General features: G+C 57.8%; 17 protein-coding genes. 10 read left to right on the plus strand and 7 right to left on the minus strand.

The window, feature by feature from the left end; genetic code table 11:
• Positions 1-38: 38 nt before the first annotated feature.
• From Enr8_RS09020 to Enr8_RS09030, 3 genes are read right to left on the minus strand one after another with little or no spacing between them, the layout of a single operon-like run.
• Entirely contained in the window at positions 39-803 is a 765-nt protein-coding gene (locus tag Enr8_RS09020; RefSeq protein ID WP_146430647.1) for an ABC transporter permease, read from the minus strand.
• Positions 800-1,819, minus strand: a complete 1,020-nt coding sequence (locus tag Enr8_RS09025) for an aliphatic sulfonate ABC transporter substrate-binding protein (RefSeq protein WP_146430649.1) — start codon at positions 1,817-1,819, stop codon at positions 800-802. Before Enr8_RS09025 ends, Enr8_RS09020 begins: the two co-directional genes overlap by 4 nt.
• 5 nt (positions 1,820-1,824) lie before the next feature.
• Positions 1,825-2,694 (minus strand): ABC transporter ATP-binding protein, encoded by an 870-nt coding sequence (locus Enr8_RS09030; RefSeq protein ID WP_222434828.1) that lies wholly within the window; start codon positions 2,692-2,694, stop codon positions 1,825-1,827.
• A 664-nt stretch (positions 2,695-3,358) separates the two neighbouring features.
• On the opposite strand from Enr8_RS09030, the gene Enr8_RS09035 reads away from it, so the two are divergent.
• From Enr8_RS09035 to Enr8_RS09060, 6 genes are all read left to right on the plus strand, one after another.
• Positions 3,359-4,666, plus strand: a complete 1,308-nt coding sequence (locus tag Enr8_RS09035) for an aminotransferase class III-fold pyridoxal phosphate-dependent enzyme (RefSeq protein ID WP_222434829.1) — start codon at positions 3,359-3,361, stop codon at positions 4,664-4,666.
• Positions 4,667-4,707: 41 nt separating this feature from the next.
• Positions 4,708-5,700, plus strand: a complete 993-nt coding sequence (locus Enr8_RS09040; RefSeq protein ID WP_146430652.1) for an aldo/keto reductase — start codon at positions 4,708-4,710, stop codon at positions 5,698-5,700.
• 52 nt (positions 5,701-5,752) lie between these two features.
• Positions 5,753-7,057, plus strand: a complete 1,305-nt coding sequence (locus tag Enr8_RS09045) for a carcinine hydrolase/isopenicillin-N N-acyltransferase family protein (RefSeq protein WP_146430654.1) — start codon at positions 5,753-5,755, stop codon at positions 7,055-7,057.
• A gap of 204 nt (positions 7,058-7,261) precedes the next feature.
• On the plus strand, positions 7,262-8,068 hold the full coding sequence (locus Enr8_RS09050) for a BPL-N domain-containing protein (RefSeq protein WP_222434830.1): 807 nt from the start codon (positions 7,262-7,264) through the stop codon (positions 8,066-8,068).
• Positions 8,069-8,119: 51 nt separating this feature from the next.
• On the plus strand, positions 8,120-10,567 hold the full coding sequence (locus tag Enr8_RS09055; RefSeq protein WP_146430657.1) for a M14 family metallopeptidase: 2,448 nt from the start codon (positions 8,120-8,122) through the stop codon (positions 10,565-10,567).
• A 22-nt stretch (positions 10,568-10,589) separates the two neighbouring features.
• Complete coding sequence (locus Enr8_RS09060) at positions 10,590-11,387, plus strand: BPL-N domain-containing protein (RefSeq protein ID WP_146430660.1); 798 nt, start codon at positions 10,590-10,592, stop codon at positions 11,385-11,387.
• 98 nt (positions 11,388-11,485) lie between these two features.
• Here Enr8_RS09060 and Enr8_RS09065 read toward each other — a convergent pair whose 3' ends face one another.
• The 4 genes from Enr8_RS09065 to Enr8_RS09080 all read right to left on the minus strand — a co-directional run bounded on the left by Enr8_RS09065 (position 11,486) and on the right by Enr8_RS09080 (position 15,550).
• Positions 11,486-11,992, minus strand: a complete 507-nt coding sequence (locus Enr8_RS09065; RefSeq protein ID WP_146430662.1) for a hypothetical protein — start codon at positions 11,990-11,992, stop codon at positions 11,486-11,488.
• A gap of 101 nt (positions 11,993-12,093) precedes the next feature.
• Positions 12,094-13,491, minus strand: a complete 1,398-nt coding sequence (locus Enr8_RS09070) for a FecR domain-containing protein (RefSeq protein WP_146430664.1) — start codon at positions 13,489-13,491, stop codon at positions 12,094-12,096.
• On the minus strand, positions 13,488-14,027 hold the full coding sequence (locus Enr8_RS09075) for a sigma-70 family RNA polymerase sigma factor (protein WP_186767532.1): 540 nt from the start codon (positions 14,025-14,027) through the stop codon (positions 13,488-13,490). The genes Enr8_RS09070 and Enr8_RS09075 overlap by 4 nt, the downstream gene beginning before the upstream one ends.
• A gap of 413 nt (positions 14,028-14,440) precedes the next feature.
• The gene (locus Enr8_RS09080; protein ID WP_146430668.1) at positions 14,441-15,550 is read right to left on the minus strand and encodes a cis-3-hydroxy-L-proline dehydratase; all 1,110 of its coding nucleotides are present in this window, start codon (positions 15,548-15,550) and stop codon (positions 14,441-14,443) included.
• Between the two features lie 147 nt (positions 15,551-15,697).
• Here Enr8_RS09080 and Enr8_RS09085 point away from each other — a divergent pair, with 147 nt between their 5' ends.
• The 4 genes from Enr8_RS09085 (at position 15,698) to Enr8_RS09100 (ending at position 21,282) form a co-directional block, all read left to right on the plus strand.
• On the plus strand, positions 15,698-16,450 hold the full coding sequence (locus Enr8_RS09085) for a helix-turn-helix domain-containing protein (protein ID WP_246120014.1): 753 nt from the start codon (positions 15,698-15,700) through the stop codon (positions 16,448-16,450).
• A 132-nt stretch (positions 16,451-16,582) separates the two neighbouring features.
• Positions 16,583-17,884, plus strand: coding sequence for an aminopeptidase P N-terminal domain-containing protein (locus tag Enr8_RS09090; protein WP_146430670.1), 1,302 nt, complete (start codon positions 16,583-16,585; stop codon positions 17,882-17,884).
• A gap of 38 nt (positions 17,885-17,922) precedes the next feature.
• A complete protein-coding gene (locus Enr8_RS09095) occupies positions 17,923-18,705 on the plus strand; it encodes a M90 metallopeptidase family protein (RefSeq protein WP_146430673.1) in 783 nt (260 codons plus the stop codon).
• Between the two features lie 171 nt (positions 18,706-18,876).
• Entirely contained in the window at positions 18,877-21,282 is a 2,406-nt protein-coding gene (locus tag Enr8_RS09100) for a DUF1588 domain-containing protein (protein WP_146430675.1), read from the plus strand.
• Positions 21,283-21,285 lie beyond the last annotated feature (3 nt).

The following is a 21,285-nucleotide window of genomic DNA, read 5'->3' on the forward strand; positions in this document are numbered from 1 at the left end:
CGGGAGAGGTTACCGCGACGAGCTCGGCGTTAAGAATGTCAGCCGGTAGCCCCTTCAAAAGGCTGTTTCCAGCGAACGAGACGCGCTTCGATCTGCCGCAAAGCCAGATCCATTAAAGTTCCCAGAAGCCCGATCGTCAACATTCCGACGATGACCACGTCGGCGTGGAACGTCTGTCGGGCATCAACAATCAGGTATCCAACGCCCGATTCGGCTGCAATCAGTTCCGCCGCGACGACGCACGTCCAAGCAAAGCCAATACCGATACGTAGCCCGGTCAAGGTTGACGGCAGCGCGCCTGGCATAATCACCTTCGTAAAGAACTTCCACCAGCCAATTTCGTAGACGCGGGCCAACTCGATGAACTGCTTGTCGGTCTGCCGAATCCCAGCGACGACGTTGACCAGTATGGGAAAAAAGGCTCCCAGAAAGATGATGAAGACCTTCGAAACTTCCCCTATCCCAAACCACAAGACCGCCAACGGAAACCAGCCAATCGGCGGAATCGGCTTGAGCGTTTGCAGCAACCAGTCGAAAGTTCGATCGAACGTCGACCAGAGTCCAATGGCCGAGCCAAGCGCGACACCGACGATCGCCGCCAACAGAAAGCCCTCAAATACGCGAACCAGACTGACGGCGACATGGTGGAATATCTCGCCGTTCTTCACCAGGCTAACGACGCTTTCGGCGACCGCCAATGGCGAGGGCAACAACAAGGGAGTCACAACGCCGGCGCTCGAGAGCCCTTGCCATATCACGATAACGGTAATCGGCAGCCAGATCCGCCAGGCAAGGTTTTTCATGTTCCAGACTCGCTATTAACGAAGGCCGCTCGGTCGAACTGCAGATCGACAAACTCGCTGATATCGACGGATTGGCGATTCACCCCCAGATCTAGTAGAAATTTCTGCGTCGCATCCAATTCGGCCAGCGTCGCGTCGCTGAGCGGCGGAATGTATTCGATTTTGGGGAACGTCGCGACCAATTGCTCGGGCTCGAGATTGACGTCCTCAGCAATCAGCTGCGCCGCCTCTTCCGGATGCTCACGCAGGAAGTCACGTCCGCGGCGAAAAACTTCCAAGATCTTCGTTACCGTTTCGGGCGAATGCTCAATCAAGTCGCTCGTGACGAGGATCACCTCGTTGCCCGATTTCAGGTTGGCGCCGTCGAGCAAGATCTTGGCCGAACCATTGGAAACGACCTGCGAGATGTAGGGCTCCCACGTTGCGCCGGCATCGATCTGCCCAGTTTGCAGACTCGTGTTGATTTCTGGGCCTGACATGTTGATGAAGCGGACGCTACTGAGGGAAAGTCCTTCTCGCTGCAAGGCGAGCGCCAACAGATGGTGGCAAAACGAACCCTTGGTCGCCGCCACCTTTTTCGATTCCAGGTCAGAGACTGAGCGAATCGGAGAGTCGGCTGGCAGCAAGATCGCCAGGCTCTCGGGGCTGACCGCCGCCAAGGAAACGATTTTAACGTCCAACCCGGCCGATCGCCCGATAATGGCCGGCGTATCGGCCGTTAGCGCCACGTCGATCAGCCCGGCGGCGAGCGCTTCGTTCTGCAGCGGCCCATCGCGTAAAGTCGACCACTCGACGTCACCCAATTTGGCCTCCTTCAGCGTGGCTTCCAGCCAGCCTTTTCGTTTCGCGATCCACAGCGGCGCATACGCGGGAACGGGTTGGAGACTCACTCGTACCACCCCGTTTTCCGGCGCTGGTCGTGCGGCCGGCGAACAGCCAATGGCAACCAAGAGCAAGGCTGCTACGAACGTGGCGGAGCGATAGCTTCGACTTTGGATGTTGGGCAATTCGCGCATGGCCTTCAGTGGATCTCACAGGGATGAGCGGAGGTTTCGTCGGATTGAGAGACGTTGGATGGGTTGGACTTCGGCGGTTCCTCCGATTCGGTAGTCGAGGTCGGATGAAAGATCGAATCCCACAGCTGTTTTCGTAAGGCGTCAAAGCGGCGATCGCCCCGGTCGCGAGGACGCGGCAAGTCGACTGAGACCACTTCGCGTACTTCACCAGGGCGATTGCCGATGACAGCGATCCGGTCCGCCAGAAAAATCGCTTCGTCTATGTCATGCGTCACCAAGACCATCGTGGTTTTTTCGGCTTTCCAGATGCGCAGAATCTCGTGTTGCATCTGCTGCCGCGTCAACGCATCTAAAGCGCCAAGCGGTTCGTCCAGCAGCAGCACCTGAGGACGATTGACCAATGCACGGGCCAGTCCGACGCGCTGCGCCATGCCGCCGGAAAGTTGTCGGGGATAGGCGTTTTCAAACCCACAAAGGCCGACGAGTTGAATATGCTCGTCAATGTTCTGCTCGCGGTTCGTGGCGACCCCTTCACGCAATCCGAAATCGATGTTCTGACGGACGGTCAGCCAGGGTAACAGGCGATGATCCTGGAAGACCATCCCGCGATCGAGCCCGGGCCCTGAGATCTGGCGATCTCCCATAGTGATCGTTCCGGTCGTTGGCTGCTCTAGCCCAACGATCATTTTTAAGAGCGTGCTCTTCCCGCAGCCGCTACCGCCGACGAAACAAAAGAACTCTCCCGGCTCAATGTTTAATGTGACGTCGCGAAGAACCGGCACTTCTCGTTGGTCAACAAGATAGGACTTGCTGCAACCGGTGATCGTTACGCCGTTGTTGTCGGCGCGATTGTCGTCGTCCAGACGGTTTCGCAATTCGGCTCGCTTGGAGCTGGGACGACGGCTTCCGGTGAACGCACCCGTGACCCACGATACGATCTGGCTCGAAGAAATAGCAATCGTTCTACCTGGTTGGCTGTCACAAGTTCCTCTGCACGGGGCGAATGCAAAGAGGAACCGAGGGGGAAAATTAGATCACTCCTATTGGCCAAAGGCATGATGGATGGCACCATAGTAACGGATGCGATCCACGTTTGCTTGCCCCATAGAGACGGGTATTTGACCGTCTCGTCTTCTGGGGGGAAGGCTGGATTGGCCAATTTTCTTACGTTTTTCAACCTCGCCAGGCTCAGAGCGTAGCTCTTCGCGGCTCGCAAAATAACGACTTACGTCGCTATTTTGGGGTCGCATGCCTGCGATCTCGCAGTCCGTTGAAAAAATCAACGGACTGCTAAGCCGCCGCTTTCCGCCGCACAGCGATCGTTCGAAGGTCGCCCGCTGGCGAAATTTCTCGACTGGCGGAGGCTCTTGCCTCAGGGGCCCGCAAGATGCCTTTTTCGCTCGTGTCGCCGATAGGCTTAAAACTGTCAATCTGGTTCAAAAGACCCCGCCCCGCGGAAACTAACCTGAATCGTCGACGGGAACAAAACCGATTGGGGGTCCGACGAAGGGACCGGAAGCATTTTGAAGGGGATCAATCGTGTCGCCAGGCGCAGATTTGGAAAACTACTGGATGCCGTTTACGGCCAATCGGGCGTTCAAGGAGTCGCCGAGGCTGATTACTTCCGCTGCGGGGATCCACCTGTTCGAACCTTCGGGGCGGCCAATTTTAGATGGATCGTCCGGTCTCTTTTGCGTTCCGGCCGGTCATTGTCGCCCCGAGATCGCCACGGCGGTCAGCGAGCAGTTGCAGAAGCTGGACTATACAACGCCATTTCAGTTCTCGCACCCGGGTGGGTTTGAACTGAGTCGCAAGATCGCCTCGTTGACGCCTGCCGGTCTGGACCGCATCTTCTTCGCCAACTCCGGTTCCGAGTCGGTGGAGACGGCGCTCAAGATGGCGTTGGCCTATCATCGCGCCAAGGGCGAGCCTTCAAGACAGCGAATCGTCTCTCGCGAACTCGCCTACCATGGCGTCAATTTCGGAGGACTTTCGGTTGGCGGCATGGTCAAGAATCGCCAAGGCTACGGAACGCTCTTGCCGGGCGTCGTTCATATGCGTCATACCCAGACGGTCCAGCGATCATTTACCCAAGGGCAGGCGGAAGAAGGCGCCGATCTGGCCGACGACTTGCTGCGCGCCGTCCAGCTCTATGGCGCGGAGTCAATCGCTGCGGTCATCGTCGAGCCGATCGTGGGATCGGTGGGAATCCTGGTTCCGCCGCAGGGATATTTGCAACGGCTGAGAGAGATCGCCGACCAGCACGGCATCTTGCTGATCTTTGATGAAGTTATTACCGGCTTCGGGCGAACCGGCTGTCCGTTCGCTGCAGACGCTTTCGACGTCCGGCCCGATGTTATGACGATGGCCAAGGCGCTGACCAACGGTTCGATGCCGATGGGCGCTGTCGCCGCTTCCACGTCGATCTACGATACCATCACCAGCGCCGCGCCAGAAGGAACGATCGAGTTCTTTCATGGGTATACCTATTCGGGGCATCCAGTCGTCGCCGCCGCCGCCCTCGCCACGTTAAACATCTTTGAGAAAGACGGGCTCTATGATCGCGCCGCCGCACTGGTCGCGCCATTTCAAGACGCGGTTGCCGAGCTCGCGTCCCTTCCGTTAGTTACCGACATTCGCGCCTATGGCTTGCTGGCCGGGATCGATCTGGCCATTGACGGACAATTTGGACGGCGAGGATTCGCCGCGCTCAAAGCCTTGTTCGAGGCGGGGCTGATGGTCCGCGTCACCAATGACACAATCATTCTGGCGCCGCCGTTTGTCGCGGAAGCGTCGGACGTCGCGCAAATGGTCGATATCGTTCGTTCGGTCGTCTCAAGACTTTAGCCTGCAGCATTCCGCCGTTCTTACTCGTAGATGGAGAAACAATGAAATTTCAGCATATTGGCGAAGAGCGCGTTCCGGTTTCCGCATTGGCGCTTGGCTGCATGGGAATGACCGATCTTTATGGCGTCCGCAACGACAAAGAGTCGATCGCGACGATCCACGCCGCCTTGGACGCTGGCGTCAATTTTCTGGATACCTCGGACATGTATGGTCCCCACACAAATGAAGTTCTGGTGGGGGATGCGATCAGTTCTCGTCGCGAAGACGCCTTCGTCGCCACCAAGTTTGGCATCGTCCGCGATCCGGACGATCCGCAGAAGCGCGGCACTTGCGGACGCCCCGACTATGTGAAGTGGTCGTGTGAAGGTTCGCTTCAGCGGTTGGGGATTGAAACGATTGATCTCTACTACCAGCATCGAATCGACCCGAACGTGCCGGTGGAAGAGACTGTAGGCGCCATGAAAGAACTAGTCGCCGAGGGGAAGGTGCGATTCCTTGGCCTTTCGGAAGCGTCGCTGGAGACGATCAAACGGTCGCAAGCGGTCCATCCGATCGCCTCGCTCCAGACGGAATACTCGATTTGGAGCCGCGACGCCGAAGATGCCGGCGTGATCGACTACTGCCGAGCCAACGGTATTCTGTTCGTCTCGTGCAGTCCGCTGGGCCGCGGTTTTCTTACGGGCCAAGTGACGAAATTTGAGGACCTGGCGGAAGATGACTATCGCCGCCACTCTCCCCGTTTTCAGGGAGAGAACTTCCAGAAGAATCTGGAAGTGCTGGACCGACTTCGCGAAATCGCCAGTGGGCGCGGCATGACGCCGGCCCAGTTTGCGTTGGCCTGGGTGATGACCAAAGAGCCGTTAATGGTTCCTCTGTTTGGCACCAAAAAGGTGAAGTACTTGCAAGAGAACCTGCGGGCTTTGGAGTTCACGCTTACTGCGGAAGAAATGGCGCAGATCGAGGAAGTCGCGCCGGAGGGCGCATTTGCAGGCACACGCTATACGCAAGAGCTGATGAAGCTCGTCAACGCATAAGTCCGTTCGTCCGACGTCGTCGAAGCTACTCCATTTACGAAAAAGGCCTTTCATGAAAACTCGAATCCGTCTGGCGATCGCGATGGTTGCCACTAGTTTTTCGCCATTGGCGATGGTGCAGGCTGCCTCGGCATGTACGACGGCGGTCATCAGCGGCCGCGCGACGGTGGATGGTCGGCCGATACTTTGGAAAAACCGCGACACGCGAACGGCGCGGCGAAATGAAGTCGCTCGCCTAACCGACGGAGACTTGAAAGCGATCGCGGTCGTCAATGCGGGCTCAACGTCCGCTGCATGGATGGGAGTGAACGAGGCCGGTTTTTGCATCGAGAACTCGTTGGCTCGCGATCTGGCGACGAAGGGAAAGAAGTCGGGCCCCGGCAATGGCGGGTTGATGAAGTTGGCCCTGGAAACGTGCAAGACGGTCGAGGACTTCAAAAAGCTGCTGGACGAGACCGATAAAACCGGACGGCGTACGGTCGCCAATTTTGGCGTCATCGATGCGCAAGGGGGAGCTGCAATTTTCGAGACAGGGCCCGCGTCGTATGTCATGTTCGACGCGAACGATCCAGAAGTTGCTCCTGACGGCATTTTGGTCCGGGCGAATTTCTCCACGGCCGTTCACGACTTTCCTGCCGAACCAACCGCGGAGCAATTGCAAGGAACGTACTCGCGAGGGCGCTATCTCCGCGCATGTACACTATTGGACCGCAAACACGACGCGCCGATCAGCGTCGAATACGTCATTCGGCATTGCACACGCGATTTGATGGACTCCGATCTTCAGCCGATTCCAGGCAGCATCAACGCGAAGGCCCGGTCGTTGCCGTCAACAATCTCGACCGCCGATACGATCAGTCGAGCGATTACCGTATCCGCAGGCGTCTTTCATGGGGTCAAACCAGGAGAAGATCCTGGCTTGACTACCATGTGGACAATGCTGGGCGAACCGAACTTCACGATTGCGGTTCCATGCTGGGTAGCGGCCGAGAAAGTAAGCGACCACCTAGCCGGCGATCGCGGCGCACCGGTGGGCGAACTCTCCAACTCGCTGCGAACCTGGAACTATCTGCCGGAACAGGAAGTCCTGAGGAGCAAGGCTTTGCAGCGGTTGTGGAGCGAGCTCTGGCCCGTCGAAGAGGCGATCATTGCGAAAACCTTGCAGCAGCGCGATACGCTCGTCGAAACGACCGACTATCAGGAGGTGATCACAATGCTTCATCAGCAAGCGGCGTCGGAAGCGCACGATGTCCTGGAAAAAGCTTTTTTTCGCGCCAAGACCATAGCGTTGGCCAATCCTGGTTCGCCGCTTCCTGACTTCGCGCAACCCCGTTCCGCTGCCCCTGTCGGCAATTGAAATGCTTCCGCCTAACGCCTAACACTCCGTTGATTTTCTCAACGGGCTGCTGGATCGCAGGGATGCGATCCCAAAATAGCGACGGAAGTCGTTATTTTGCGAGCCGCGAAGAGCTATGCTCTGAGCCTGGCGAGGTTGGAAAGTGCCACGAGGGCATTTTTCAACAGGCAGCTAAAGACGCTCACCCAACAAAGGATCCAATCCATGACCCAACTTCTGATGAACAACCGTCGTGGCATGAAGTCACTCGTGGCGTCGATTGTCTTGGCCGTCGTGGGCAATGTCGCCTTCGGCGAAGCGCCAACGCCCGCGGAGACGAAGTCGCCAACCGTGAAGGTCGCCATCTATGACCATTCGGACGGCAAAGCGCCGGGACCCCGCGATCTGGTTACCTTTCTGACGCCGGAGAACGGATTTGAGACGACGATCTTGACGCCCGAAGATATCCAGTCGGGCGATTTGAAGCCAGAATTTGACGTATTAATCATGCCTGGCGGATCGGCAGGCAGGCAAGCCGAACACCTTGGTGAGGAGGGGCGAGAGAAGATTCGCCGCTACGTACACGATGGCGGGGGCTACGTCGGCATCTGCGCCGGGGCGTACCTTAGCACGACCTACAAGCCATGGTCTTTGGGACTGGTCAACGCCAAAGTTTGGGATCTAGAGCATTGGGCCCGCGGTACCGGAATGGTCAAGCTCAATTTGACCCACTCTGGTCGCAACATTCTCCAAACCTCGACTGACCAGGTCGAAGTATACTATGGTCAAGGCCCGATGCTGGTACCGGGAGAGAATCGCGATATGCCGGGGTACGAAATCCTGGCAAGTTATGCAACCGAGGTTGCAAAGAAGGGAGCGCCGGTCGGCGCCATGACCGACATGCACGCCGTCATTCGAACGATGTATGGAAACGGTCGCGTGATGGCGTATAGCCCTCATCCGGAAAAAAAGATGGGCCCCAAGTCGCTAATGGCGGCTGGAGTTCGCTGGGCGGGTCGCGGAGATCGTTAGGCGAATCCTACGATCGCAGTAAAGAAAGAACTAAGAGAGGAATTTATCGGCATGCTGAAAGTTTTTCGATCGTTGTTGTGGTTCGGTGTGCTGATTTCGACCGGCCTGGCGCATGCCGCCCCACCCATGGCAGAGTCGGGCGCTTCTTCCCCAGAGCAATTCTTAGAACGTTCCGTGGGCGCCGACTATTGCCTGGTCGATTGGTCGACGGTCGAAGCGTACTATCGACAACTCGCCGAAAAGACGTCGACGGTCGCCTGGTCGAGCGTCGGCGAGTCGACCGAGGGCCGCGACTTCTCGGCAGTCGTTATTTCGTCGACCGACAATTTGGAGAACCTCGCGACGATTCAGGAGTACTCGCGCACCATCGCCGATCCACGTGGCAAAACGCCAGAGCAGATTGAAGAGGCGATTGCGCAGGGCAAGGTGGTGCTCGTCATCACGCCGACCATGCATTCGGACGAGCCAGCCGCAACCGAGATGGCGATGCAACTCTCTTGGACGCTCGCCACGTCCGAGGAGGAGCCTTGGCGGTCGATGCGACAAGAGGCGGTCACCGTTATCCTGCCTTCGCTTAATCCGGACGGCTTGGATCATGTCGCCCAATGGTACGCCAAGAACTTGGGCAAGCCGTACGAAGACGCGTCTCTGCCGGAGCTGTACCAGCGCTACGTGGGGCACGACAACAACCGCGATTTTTTCGCTTTGACGCAGGTCGAATCGCAGCTCCTCTCGAAACTGATGTACGAACAGTGGAATCCGCAAATCCTCTGGGACGTTCATCAGCACGGCAAAACAGGGGTTCGGTTCTTCGTGCCGCCCTATTGTGATCCGTTGAACGTCAACATTGATCCCTTGATGGTCGCCGCCGTGAACGCGATCGGATCGCGGGCCGTTCTCGATATGACGACCGAGGGTTGCACCGGAATCGCCACCGGCGTGAATTATGACAATTGGTGGAATGGTGGAAACCGTTCGGTACCGGCCCGGCTGAACATCGTCGGCATTCTGACCGAAGCGGCGTCGGTCAACTACGCGTCGCCTGTCTTTCTAAAAGCGTCGCAGTTGCAAGATCCCCTGGGGCGTGGAGACTATCGGCCCTCCAACCAATTTATCGCTCCCTGGCCAGGCGGCTGGTGGCGCCAGGCCGACATCATTCGGTATGAACTTGAGTTCGCCAAGTCATTGTGCGGTTCGATCTGTCGCGAGCCGAAACTCTGGCTACGGCAGAAGGTCGCCGCGGCAAAGCGGGCTGCGACCCTGGACGATCAATCGGCCCGCATCGCGTGGCTGGTTACCGTCGACAACGAGGACCTGGGCGCTGTCGAACGACTTACCCAGGTCTTAAAGAGTTCGGGGGTCGAGATCCACCAGAGCAAGACGATCATTTCCGCGGATGGTCGCCAATATGCACCGGGCACACTCGTAATCCGCTGCGATCAACCCCATTCGCGATTGGTGAACGATCTCTTTGAGTGGAAGAAATTCCCGAAGAACGAAAGCGCCTATGACGTCTCGGGTTGGTCGTTGCCGACGCTATTTGGCGTCCGCGTTGTGGAGGTTGTCCATGATCTGTCGGGAGAGTTTACGCTCTTTCAAAAAGAGTCGTTGCCGGCAGGTTTCGCAGGCCCCAGCGATTCGCCGCTGCGGGATACGCGAAACTGGATCGAATTGACCCGCTATTTGGCCGATGATCGCAATCTGGAGGTCGCCAAAGACGGCGGCCCTTCCCCGGCGATCGCTGCGGCCGCGAAAGAGATCGGCGCGCTTCCGCGCGTCGGCGTCTACGCACCCTGGTCGGCGAGTATCGATGAGGGCTGGTTGCGCTGGACGCTCGAGTATCTGGGGATTCCCTATCAGCGGGTCCGCAACTCGATGGTGAAGGCGGGAAGCTTGCGCGATGACTTTGACGTGCTGCTGATTCCTGACGTTCGAACGTCGACGCTGAAAGCGGGGCGTCGCGAGTACTCGATTGAATCTTCCTTGAGCGGCGGATTGGGCGCCGAAGGAATGGTCGCCATCGAGGAATTTGTCGACGGTGGGGGAAAGCTGATCGTCATGGAAAGCGCTTGCCCATGGGTGATTGACCTGTTTCGTCTTCCTCTGATCGACGTTACGTCCGAGGCGAAAAATTCCAAGTTCTCCTGTAGCGGCAGCGTCGTTCGGGGAATCCTGGCAGACCAGGAACTGACCGACGACATGCCCCAGGCGGTTCCGCTGATGTTCTCCCATTCGAAGGCCTGGCGGTCGCCGACCGACAAAGAAAAAGGAGACCGGACGGACGCCGATTGTCAGGTCGAATCGTTCATGCATTACGCTCCTCGCGCTCTCTTGCTGTCGGGCGCGATAACCCAGCCGGAGGCCATTCAGGGGCACATCGCCTGGGCGAAAGTAGAGCGTGAAAAGGGGACCATCCATCTGTTTGGATTTCGACCCTACTATCGTGGTTGGACGCACGCTTCGTTTCACCTGCTATTGCGCGCGATCCTTGTTGACTAGTTTTTTTCCAGGACGGATTTCCATGAAACGCAACCTCCTTGCTACAACGCTTCACAAGCCGAGCGGGTTTTCGATCTTATTATGCGTCTTGGGGACGAGCGTCGCTCAAAGCGAACTACGTGGCGAGGCGCCGAGCCAGCCGAACCTGGTTACGGTTGCGATCTATGACCATTCGAACGACATATCCAACGGCAGGAAGAATCTCAGCCGCGTGCTGGATCTAGAGAGCGGGTTTTCCTGCTCGAAGATCACTCCCGCGGAGATCAGGGCGAATGGTCTCGATGACTTTGACGTCTTGGTCATGCCCGGCGGTTCCGGAAGCAAGCAGTCGGAAAAGTTGGGAGACGTCGGCAGAGACAAGGTGCGTGAGTTCGTGCGAAAAGGCGGGGGTTATGTCGGCGTCTGCGCTGGCTCTTATCTGGCCTCTTCCCACTACTCGTGGTCCCTTGGAATCATCAACGCGCGTGTTTGGGATCGGGTTCATTGGGCGCGCGGTCAGGGGGACGTGAAACTTTCTCTCTCGGCGGCCGGCTGTCAGCTGCTTGGCTGCGTTGGCCCCGAAGTCGACGTTTTCTACGGGCAAGGTCCATTACTGGTACCTGGTGGCGATTCGACCCTGCCAGGTTACGAAGTGTTGGGAACTTACAAAACCGAGATTGCCGAAAAGGGGGCGCCGCAACACGCGATGGTTGGCACGCACGCGATCATTCGCAGCAAGTATGGCGAAGGTCGCGTTATTTGCTTCAGTCCGCATCCGGAAGAGCCCGGCGGTCCCAAGGTGCTGATTCAACATGGAGTTCGCTGGGCATCGACCAAATAGGACCGCTCTAGGAGTTGGCGTCACCAGGCATGCGGACCAACTTCTTCGAGCCTGAGGTCATATAATTCGATCGACCGCCGGCGCGCTGAACGCGACGCTTACCTCGTATCCTCCTTGCGGATAGGCCTCGGCATTGGGAATGTACCACGGGCCGCCATCGCCATCAGCGGCGTTCGGCTGGAACTCCCTCGCCAATCAACTAGCTTTCCTTCGGCGTTGACGATGCGGCGATTGCTGGCAACCTTTTCCACCTTCGCCTGGCCGGTGGCGATATGCGTGACCGGCTGTAGGTCTTGCATTGCGGCGTTGACGGCATCTTGTGCGTTTTGAAGGCATTGCTCAAAGAAATCGAGCTGAACCAGGTGCGCCAGACCTGCCTGCTGGCTGACGATCGACTGCGCGTCGAGACAAATGAACGGGGCGTCATGCTGATGAACGCATTGGACCGCCACGCGGTCAGGCGTCGTCCTGGCGGCCTTGGCGATGGCGGTGCGCCACTCGACGTGAGCTTGGTTGAGCAAGCCGGTCCAGTCGACCGCACAGACGACGATTGGCTGGCCGGCGCCTGTCAGCACGAATCCGATCGCTTCGACATGCGGGGGCAACGATGGCTCTGGGAATTCGCCAGAGCCTTTGTTAGGAATCAGGAGGGATCAACGAAACGCCCTGCCGGAGGCGGATGGGACGCGTTTTCCGAGCTGGGCGATTAGTTCTCGAGCGGCGTTACGACGATGCCATACATGTTGCCGCCGTTGTGGCCGCCATACTTTGGCGTGGGCAGTTCGTAGGTGCGACGATCGACGCCGCCCAAAATCACAACCCCCGGTTGTTCAACCTTGCGAGCCCAGACTTTGAAATTGCTGTCGACGCTCGAGTTGGGGCCAATCCCTAGAGGACGACGCGAGCCGTTTCCCTCGTCAAGGCCGATCAGGACCCCGGTATCAACAAATTCCCGTGACAGCCACTCCGGCACATACATACATTCCGTATACAGCACGTAAACCATCGCCGGCCGCTGCAGCTTCAAGTCGATTTGCAGATGTCGAGTCAGCTTGTGATAGATGTCGTCATTGAGCGTCATGATGTACTCGGCGCCGCGCAAGAACTCCGGCATGCCGCCGGGGCCGATGCTGTTCCACTGGTGATCGCGGTCGGCGTAAGCAGGCATATCTTCGTCAAAGCCGTTCGGAGCGACGTGATAGAACGCGTAGACCGATTCGTCTTGGACGTTGTCGCCGATCGACTCGATGACTCGTTTGTCAAAAGTGGTGCGATTGACGTCGGCTTCGTTGGGAAAGATGCCGGCCACAACGGAGGAAAGTCGCGAGATCTCGCCGTCCGACGCGACTCGAACCGCCTCCCCCTTTCTTAGAGCGTGCGAGTGAGCGCCCTGTGAGATGTTCATCTGGCCGCGAAAGACCGCGATCTGGTCGGGCCGACCGCCGAACGAACTGACGCCAAATCGCCCCCCCAGCTCCGATACGACGCAATTGGGCGTTTCGAGATAGACCAGCTCGGCGTCGACTTGCGAATCGGCGAGCAAACGACCGCGAACCAACCGAACGCGATTTCGGTTGACCAGTTCTAGCTTCGCTGGGCCGTCGACAACCAGGTCGATACCCGCTTCCAAGGCGATACCGACCGTGCCGTCTGAGAACTCAAGCGTTTCTCCGGCGTCGATCTCCCGCTGAAATTGGGGGGCGCCGTTGATTCGCAGGTCGCTGGCGGTCGAAAAGAGACAACGTGCGACGTCGCCCGATTCAGGCATACCAATGCGGAAGGCGATCAATACGCCAGCTAAACAGATCGCCAAGCCGGCCCAGGCGATTACCGACTTCCAACGCAGTCGTCGCGAATGCGCCCCCGGTCGATCGGTCGTAAATGTCCGCAGGCCGCTGCTGGCCAACTTGGGCGACATCATCGCCAGCCCTGCATGCAATTCGTTGTACGAGACGAAAAAGTCCAAGACGTCGTCGTCAGTTTCGAGCAACAAGTTGAGCTCTTGCCACTCCAAATCGCTGGCGACGCCCGAAACGCAGCGGCCAACCAGGTTGGTGATGTGCTCGGGGATGTGGGCGTAGTCCTCAGACGCGAAACTCGTCATGCGAGCACCTTTAAGGAAGAGAGTTGACGCTGCACGCAGCTCAACAAAATTTTGCGGATGCGGTGAATGCGGACGTAGACGGTGCTGGGCTGGATGTTCAGCTGCGAAGCGGTAGCCACCACCTCGAAGGTCTCGTCATAAAACTGACTGACAAGCTCTTGATGCTCGGAAGAAAGCCGGCTGAAACAAGTCTGCAGCGCCGTCAGGCGGTCGTCGACAAGATGCTGGCGGGCGTCAACGTTTTCCCATACGCGGTTCAATGCGATTTCGGAAAGCTGGCGCGGCTTCTTCGCCTGCTGGCGGTAGTACGAAAAGACCTCGAGCCGAGCGAAGGCCCGCATCCAGGCGAAGAAGTTTAGATCGGGATTGTATTGACGCCGCTTCTCCCACATCGCGAGAGAAACCTCCTGCATCACATCTTCCGCATGGGAAGGATTCGAAATCGAAGAACAGACGTAATGAAGAATTCGTCCGTGATAGGTGGTCAAAAGGCGGATGAAATCTTCGTCCGAGATCTGACTGTCGTCTAGGTTCATGAAGAGAGGTCCTTGATAGGGCATCATCTGCAGCTCGCCTGTTACGCCCATAAATCATCAAGAACCTGGGAAATCCTTTCAACGAAATTCGCGAGTTTCCGAATTTGCAACTTGCGCCGTGCTGGGCGCCCCTCGCTGCCGCTCAAGCTCGCTTCTCTTCCCTTGAAGGGAAAAACCGGCGAAAGACGCCGCCCACGCGGTTGAGATTATTGGGAATCGCAGAAGGCGAAATGCGGGGGGAAGCCCCACGACAGAAGGTTTCGCCCCTCCAATGGACAGACGACGGCATGACATCCGCAATCGGCGTGGTTGGTCGCTCAAACGCCGCGAGTGCGAAAAAAATAGGACCGTGGGACTCCCTCTTCCCAAAACAAATATGTCCCACGGTCCCGTAGCGTCGCGAACGCCGGCGCCTAGGCGCCGAAGATGTCGAGCGCTGGCGATTTGAGCATTTCCGGTCGAACTTCGATTCCTAGTCCCGGTTCGTGAGATGCGCTCATCCTCCCCTGCTCTCTCGTCGGTGCTCCGACAGCGGTGCTCACGGTCACGTAGCTGTTGAAATCGGTCGACGTGAAACGGTTCGCTTCCGGGGTGCTATGCGCCAAGTGAGCGATCGCCGCAGTGGCGATATCGCCTCCCCAGCTATCTTCCAGCGTCATCGCGATTCCGCACGCAACGCACAGATCACGCAGTTGTCTGGTACGAGTAAGTCCGCCCAGTTTGCTGATCTTCAAATTGACGACATCCATCGCGCCGTCCGCTTTCGCCCGCAACAGGGCGTGCAGGCTGTCGATGTTTTCGTCCAAGATGAAAGGTTGATCGATCTGACGACGCACCGTCAGGCACTCTTCGTACGTTGCACATGGCTGTTCGATGTAAACGTCCAGATCACGCACAGCCCGGGCGACGCGAATCGCCTCGTGTTGGGTCCAACCGGTGTTCGCGTCAGCGACCAGGCGATCTGTGGCCGGCAGAACTTCGCGAGCTGCCCGGATCCGCTCGATGTCGAGATCGGGGTCGCCGCCGACCTTCAGTTGAAACCGCGTATAACCTTCTTCGCGATACTTGGCGACGTTGGCCGCCATTTGATCGGGCGGCAACTGAGAAATCGCCCGATACAAACGAACGCTTTCGCCAAACCTTCCTCCGAGTAGTTCGCAAACCGGCATATTCGTTGACTTACCCAGTAGATCCCAGCACGCGATGTCGATACCCGACTTCACGTACGGGTGCCCTTTTAGCACGACATCCATCCGGTCATTGATCTTCGCCAATTGGCGCGGATCTTGTCCGATCAGCGAGGGGGCGAGTTCTCGCAGACCGGTCCGTACGCCGGCGGCATAGGCGGGCAGATAAACTGGACCCAACGGGCAGACCTCGCCATAGCCGACCAGGCCGCACTTGGTCTCAACGCCGACAATTGTGCTGTCGAAAACCGAAACTGATTTTCCTGAAGCCCATTGATACGACGATTCGACCAGAGGAAGATCAACTTGATGAGCGAAGATTCGAGCGATCTGCATAGGAGGTATTTCTTGTTGCGGCGCAAGGTGATGTTGGAAACGAAATGGCGGAAGTCGGAAAGTCCAAGCGAGATTCCCGATTTCGTGAACAGAGATTAGCCTAACGACTAGGCTCTTGGACCTCTTGGCGATTCAAAGTGAGTTAACGTGAATACGCGCACAGGCATGCCAAATTCGACCGCTGGCGGCGAAAATATGAGCGTCGACATCGAATTGCTATCGCAACTTTTCGATCAGGCGAACGATACCGCCTTCTTTGTCAAAGACGCTCAAGGACGCTATCTGGCCGTCAATGATTCGCTGGTAACTCGGCATGGCTGGAAAAAGAAAGGGGACGTTCTGGGCAAGCGATCGTCAGAGATTTGCGCCGGTGACTTTGGCGCCGTTCCCTCTCGCCAAGATGACCTCGTGCTGAGAACCGGCCGTCCGCTGATAGACCAGCTAGAGATGCAATGGCATCGACCGCAACACGCGACCTGGTGTCTGACCACCAAGTTGCCGATCCGCGACTCTCAAGGACAAATCATCGGTCTGATCGGCTTCTCCCGCGATATGCGGACCCTGGTCGAACCGGCCGAAATCCCGGTCGAATTCGCTCAGGCGATCGACGAGTTTGAACAAACGCTCTCGGCGGAGGTAAACCCGGCTTGGTTCGCCAAACGGTCGAAACTGTCGCCCGGCCGACTCTCTCGGCTTACTAAGCGGATTTTTGATCTAACGCCGGGACAAATGATCACCAAGATCCGGATCGCCGCGGCGACCAAGCTGCTGCAGTCGACCGACATGTCGGTCGCCGACATCGCCCATCGCTGCGGATTCTACGACCATAGCGCCTTTACGCGCACCTTCCGCAACGCAACTGGTACGACCCCCAGCAGGTTTCGCCAGGCCCTGCCGTAGCGCCAGTCAGGCTCTTAGGAAGCGGTTGATTGTGCGCATATTGTCACCGCAACGCAGCTGAGCGTCCAAGAAGTTCGGGGCGAGTCGCCATAGAATGGCCATCGCCTATCCAGACAACAGGAACCGAATTCTATGCGTCATCAGCCGATCTCGTCCGAGCTCTTCGTTGCCAATCGCGCTCGTCTCACCGCACAGTTGCTCCCCAATTCGCTGGCGATCGTCCACGCCAACGACGTCTTGCCGACCAACGCCGACGGTAGTCTCAAGATCTTTCCTAACGCGGACCTCTTTTATCTGTCCGGCATTGAACAAGAAGAATCGATCCTGCTGCTTTACCCCGACGCGTACGAGCCCAAACACCGTGAAGTCCTTTTCCTCCGTGAACCGACCGAGCGACTGCAGATCTGGGAAGGGAAGAAGTTGACCCAGGAAGCCGCCGTCGCCAAATCGGGCATTCAGAACGTCCGTTGGCTGAGTGAATTTCCGCGGGCGCTGCGCGATTGCATGCTGAGCGCCGACCAGGCCTATCTCAATCAAAATGAACATCGCTTCGCCAATACGACGGTCGAAACGCGCGATAGTCGCTTCGTTAAGCAATGTCGGGAAGATTTTCCGCTGCAATCGTTTCGGCGACTCGCCCCGCTGTTACATCAGCTGCGAACGGTCAAATCTAAGCCCGAGCTCACGCTGATTCAAGAGGCGATCCGCATCACCCAGGCTGGATTTGATCGAGTTCTGGAATTCGTCAAGCCAGGCGTCAGCGAGTTTGAAGTTGAAGCGGAACTTGCCCACGAGTTCATCCGGCAGCGCGGCGCTTTCGCGTACACGCCGATCATCGCCGCCGGCGACAACGCCTGCGGTCTGCACTACACCGACAACGATCAGATCTGCCGCGATGGCGAGTTGTTGCTTCTCGATGTTGGCTCCAATTACGCCAACTACAATGCCGACATGACCCGCACAATTCCGGTTAATGGCCGCTTTACGCCGAGGCAACGCGAGGTCTACGACGCTGTGCTGCGGGTCATGAACGCGTCGATCGAAGGCGCCGTCGTCGGCAAGCATTATCGCGATTGGAATCACGAGTCGCAGCTGATGATGAACGAAGAGCTCCTTTCGCTAGGTCTGCTGACCAAGGAAGATGTCGCAAAACATACCCGCGACGAGCCCGCGTGCAGGAAGTACTTCATGCACGGTCTGGGACATCCGCTGGGTCTCGACGTCCATGACGTCGCGCCGGAAGACGCCCCATTTGCGGACGGCTGGGTGATTACGGTTGAGCCCGGCATCTATTTGCCGGAGGAAGGTTTCGCCGTCCGACTGGAGAACGATGTCCTGATCACCGCCGATGGTCCAGTCGATCTGATGCGAGAGATCCCAGTCGAGGCCGAACATATTGAATCGGTCATAGCCGACGCAGCCGTGACGGTCTAGCGCTACCCGTTTCCGACCTCTGAATAGGGACAGCTACCATGCAAAAGACCTTCGTCGCCACTCTTGCGATTCTTGTCGCCTCTCAGGTGTTGCTCGCCGTGGATAGCGTCACAGCAAACGATCTACCCGCCTACGAGCCGACCGAGGCCTACGAAGACCGGGTCGTGAATGGCTGGTCGATCAAGCTGAATCGCCGCTTGATTCGGGACGAGCCAAAGCTCTGTGATGACGTGATGCGCGAACTCGATCACCAACTCTATCTGGTGACCCGCGTCGTGCCGAAGCCGGCGCTCGAAAAGGTCAAAACGATCACCATCTGGGTCGAGTTGTTCGAGAAAAATACGCCGTGCGCCGCGTATCATCCCGATGTCAAATGGCTGAAAGAACACGACATCAACCCCGATAAGCGGCGCTGCGTCGAATTGGCCAACGCCCGCAATTTCGTTAACTGGACGCATGGTCAACCTTGGATGATACTGCACGAACTGGCGCACGGATACCATCACCAGTTCTTAGAAAACGGGTTTCGGAACGCTGAAGTTCGCGACGCTTTCGAGAACGGGACGGGCGACGATCGCTATGGTCAAGTGCGTCATATCCGTGGCGGAATGCGGGATCATTATGCAGCGACCAATCCGATGGAGTACTTCGCCGAGACGTCGGAAGCCTTCTTCGGCGTGAACGACTATTTCCCATTCGTCCGAGCCGAATTGCAGCAGTACGATCCCCATGGTCTGGCGACGATCAAGAAGATGTGGGAAATCGGTCTCGCAACGAAGGCGGATCGCCCGAACGACGAAACTCCAGCGCCGCGGGACTAGCGCGTCCCCGCTTTGCCAAGCCGCGGCGCCTTCTTTGCCCAATTTCGCGGTAGTTTTGCCCGATTCTGCTATATTGGGCGTTTACAATCGAACTCGCCCCACCGAACATCACGCCCCAACTACCACCGTCCTTCTGCGCGACTGCGCTAACCCAAAACAGGTTCGACGGACATGAAACTCCCTTTGCGACAAACCATGTGGATCGCGGCGACCCTCTTCCTTGCGTATCCTGCTGCCCTCGCAGCGGAAGGCGGCGCTTCGACCGCGGCCGACTCGACCGCCGCCAGTTTCGTGACGCGACACTGCGTTGAATGTCACGGCGACTTTGCTCCCGAGGGAGGCGTTCAACTCGATACCCTGTCGCTCGCCGCTCTGGATCCGACTTCGGCCGACGTTTGGGAGAAGGTTTTCGCCCAGGTTCAGTTTGGCGAAATGCCGCCATCCGATGCCGACTCGCAACCGACGAAACAGGAGCGTCGCGAGTTTCTCGCCCTGCTCGACCAGCGACTCTCCGATATTGGCCGCGGCGCGAAGCTAAAAGAAAAGATGCTGCTGCCCGAATACGCCAACTACGTCGACCACGAAATGCTCTTCAGTGGCGAAATCACTGAGCCTGCCTATACGCCGGCTCGACTCTGGCGAATTCGCCCTGACATTTTTCGCGGACTCTGGTCCGAGCCTTACGGCCGCAAACATCACCTGTCGGTCAAGATCGGCAATCCGGTTCGCCCCGATGGAGGTGAGGCGGTCCAGCATGGGCCGCATGCCGGACGCCGAATTTCTACCCGCTACTTCGATCGGGAGAAGTTCGCCAACCCGTTCTACGAGTTTGTCCATCACGCCTCGGGATTCTCGGACTATGCTCTGATACCGGCCGACCAGGCGTCGCTCGATGCAATGCTGACCAATGCCGAGTCGATGGCCGAGATCCTAACCATCGGCACGCCGGTCAGCATCACGACCGAGGTGAAAAACAAAGATAGCCGCCATGGTAACAACCATGGCAGTTTTGTCGGCGGCGTGGTCACGACGACCGTAGAACGCCGAGGAGCGATTCCAATCGCCTTTGAGCGGTTGATGAGCAAAGAAGGCCCGACCGATCGGGAAGACTTTGCCGAGGCGCTGGACGTCGCGTTTGGTCTGCTCCTCCGTCGCTCACCAAGTGAGGCGGATGTCGAGCACTACTGGAACGACATCTACCTGAAAAACGAAGAGTTGGGGCGAACTTTGGCCCTACAGGCCGTGTTGATTTACATCGCCATCTCGCCTGAATTCGTCTATCGCCAGGAGCGCGGCATGAGCCAGCAAGACGAGCATGGCCGCCGCATGCTATCGCCGCAGGAGCTGGTCTACGCGATTCATTACGCCTTTTACGATTCGCCCCCATACGGCGTGACGCCTTTTGAGAAGTCGCCGATTTATCAAAAGTGGAGCGAACCGATCGTTCGTCGCGAAATGACCGAGCGGCACGAGCCCTCGCTCCCCAAAGACAGCTGGATTGTGGGGCAGATGGAAGCTGGCAAGCTTGCGACCAAAGCCGATGTCGAAGCGGCCGTCCGTCACATTTTCGCCGATCGAGAGCGAAACCCATTTCCCAACCACAATCACGATGTCGACCAAACGACGCGGCCCCGAGTGCTGCAATTCTTTCGCGAGTACTTCGGCTACTACAAATCGCCCACCGTATTCAAAGACCTGGAAGAGTTCGAAAAACGGGACGGCTTTCAGCAATTCCACAAACAAACGGCGGTTCGCCTGGCTTACGATACCGACGCCCTCGTGTTGCACATTTTGGAGCAGGACCAGCACGTGCTGGAAGAGCTGCTGACGACCAACAAGACGTTCGTCACCTATTGGGACGGCGAGAACGACGCACAGGCGATCAGCAAAGCAGGCGGGCGCGACAAATACGTCAACAAACATGACGCCCAAAGCTACAACGTCAATCCGCTGGAAGTGGAGTACGACCGCAAGACGCCGCTTACCTTACCAGCCGACCAACGCTGCGGCATACTGACCCAGCCAAGTTGGCTGGTCGCTCACAGCGGCAACTTTGATAACGATCCAGTCCGCCGCGGCAAATGGATTCGCGAGAAGCTGCTCGCTGGCAGCGTGATGGACGTGCCGATCACCGTCGATGCGAAGATTCCGGATGACGAGACCCAAACGTTGCGGCAGCGGTTTCGCGTGGTGCACGAGAACGAGTGCTGGCGCTGCCACAAGAAGATGAACCCGCTCGGCATGCCATTCGAGGCGTTCAATCATGTCGGCCGCTTTCGTGAACTCGAAAAGGGAAAGCCGGTCGACACCTCGGGCGGCGTGACCCATACCGGCATCGACCGCTTGGACGGCGACGTTGCGAACGTCCGCGAGATGATGGAACGGCTGGCCGATTCTCCGCGGGTACGACAATCGTTTCTGCGGCACGTCTTCCGCTATTGGATGGGACGCAACGAGACGCTCCGCGATTCGCAGACGCTGATCGCGATGGACGATGCGTATGTCGAGAGCAACGGCAGCTTCCAGGAAGTGCTGGTCGCCTTGCTTACCTCCGATTCCTTTCTCTATCGCAAGTAGGGC

This window comes from Blastopirellula retiformator (assembly GCF_007859755.1).
Classification (GTDB): domain Bacteria; phylum Planctomycetota; class Planctomycetia; order Pirellulales; family Pirellulaceae; genus Blastopirellula; species Blastopirellula retiformator.

Coding starts and splice junctions, on each gene's coding strand:
- Enr8_RS09020 (WP_146430647.1), bottom strand. CDS start 803: ATGAAAAACCTTGCCTGGCGGATCTGGCTGCCGATTACCGTTATCGTG.
- Enr8_RS09025 (WP_146430649.1), bottom strand. CDS start 1,819: ATGCGCGAATTGCCCAACATCCAAAGTCGAAGCTATCGCTCCGCCACG.
- Enr8_RS09040 (WP_146430652.1), top strand. CDS start 4,708: ATGAAATTTCAGCATATTGGCGAAGAGCGCGTTCCGGTTTCCGCATTG.
- Enr8_RS09045 (WP_146430654.1), top strand. CDS start 5,753: ATGAAAACTCGAATCCGTCTGGCGATCGCGATGGTTGCCACTAGTTTT.
- Enr8_RS09050 (WP_222434830.1), top strand. CDS start 7,262: ATGACCCAACTTCTGATGAACAACCGTCGTGGCATGAAGTCACTCGTG.
- Enr8_RS09055 (WP_146430657.1), top strand. CDS start 8,120: ATGCTGAAAGTTTTTCGATCGTTGTTGTGGTTCGGTGTGCTGATTTCG.
- Enr8_RS09060 (WP_146430660.1), top strand. CDS start 10,590: ATGAAACGCAACCTCCTTGCTACAACGCTTCACAAGCCGAGCGGGTTT.
- Enr8_RS09070 (WP_146430664.1), bottom strand. CDS start 13,491: ATGACGAGTTTCGCGTCTGAGGACTACGCCCACATCCCCGAGCACATC.
- Enr8_RS09075 (WP_186767532.1), bottom strand. CDS start 14,027: ATGAACCTAGACGACAGTCAGATCTCGGACGAAGATTTCATCCGCCTT.
- Enr8_RS09080 (WP_146430668.1), bottom strand. CDS start 15,550: ATGCAGATCGCTCGAATCTTCGCTCATCAAGTTGATCTTCCTCTGGTC.
- Enr8_RS09090 (WP_146430670.1), top strand. CDS start 16,583: ATGCGTCATCAGCCGATCTCGTCCGAGCTCTTCGTTGCCAATCGCGCT.
- Enr8_RS09095 (WP_146430673.1), top strand. CDS start 17,923: ATGCAAAAGACCTTCGTCGCCACTCTTGCGATTCTTGTCGCCTCTCAG.
- Enr8_RS09100 (WP_146430675.1), top strand. CDS start 18,877: ATGAAACTCCCTTTGCGACAAACCATGTGGATCGCGGCGACCCTCTTC.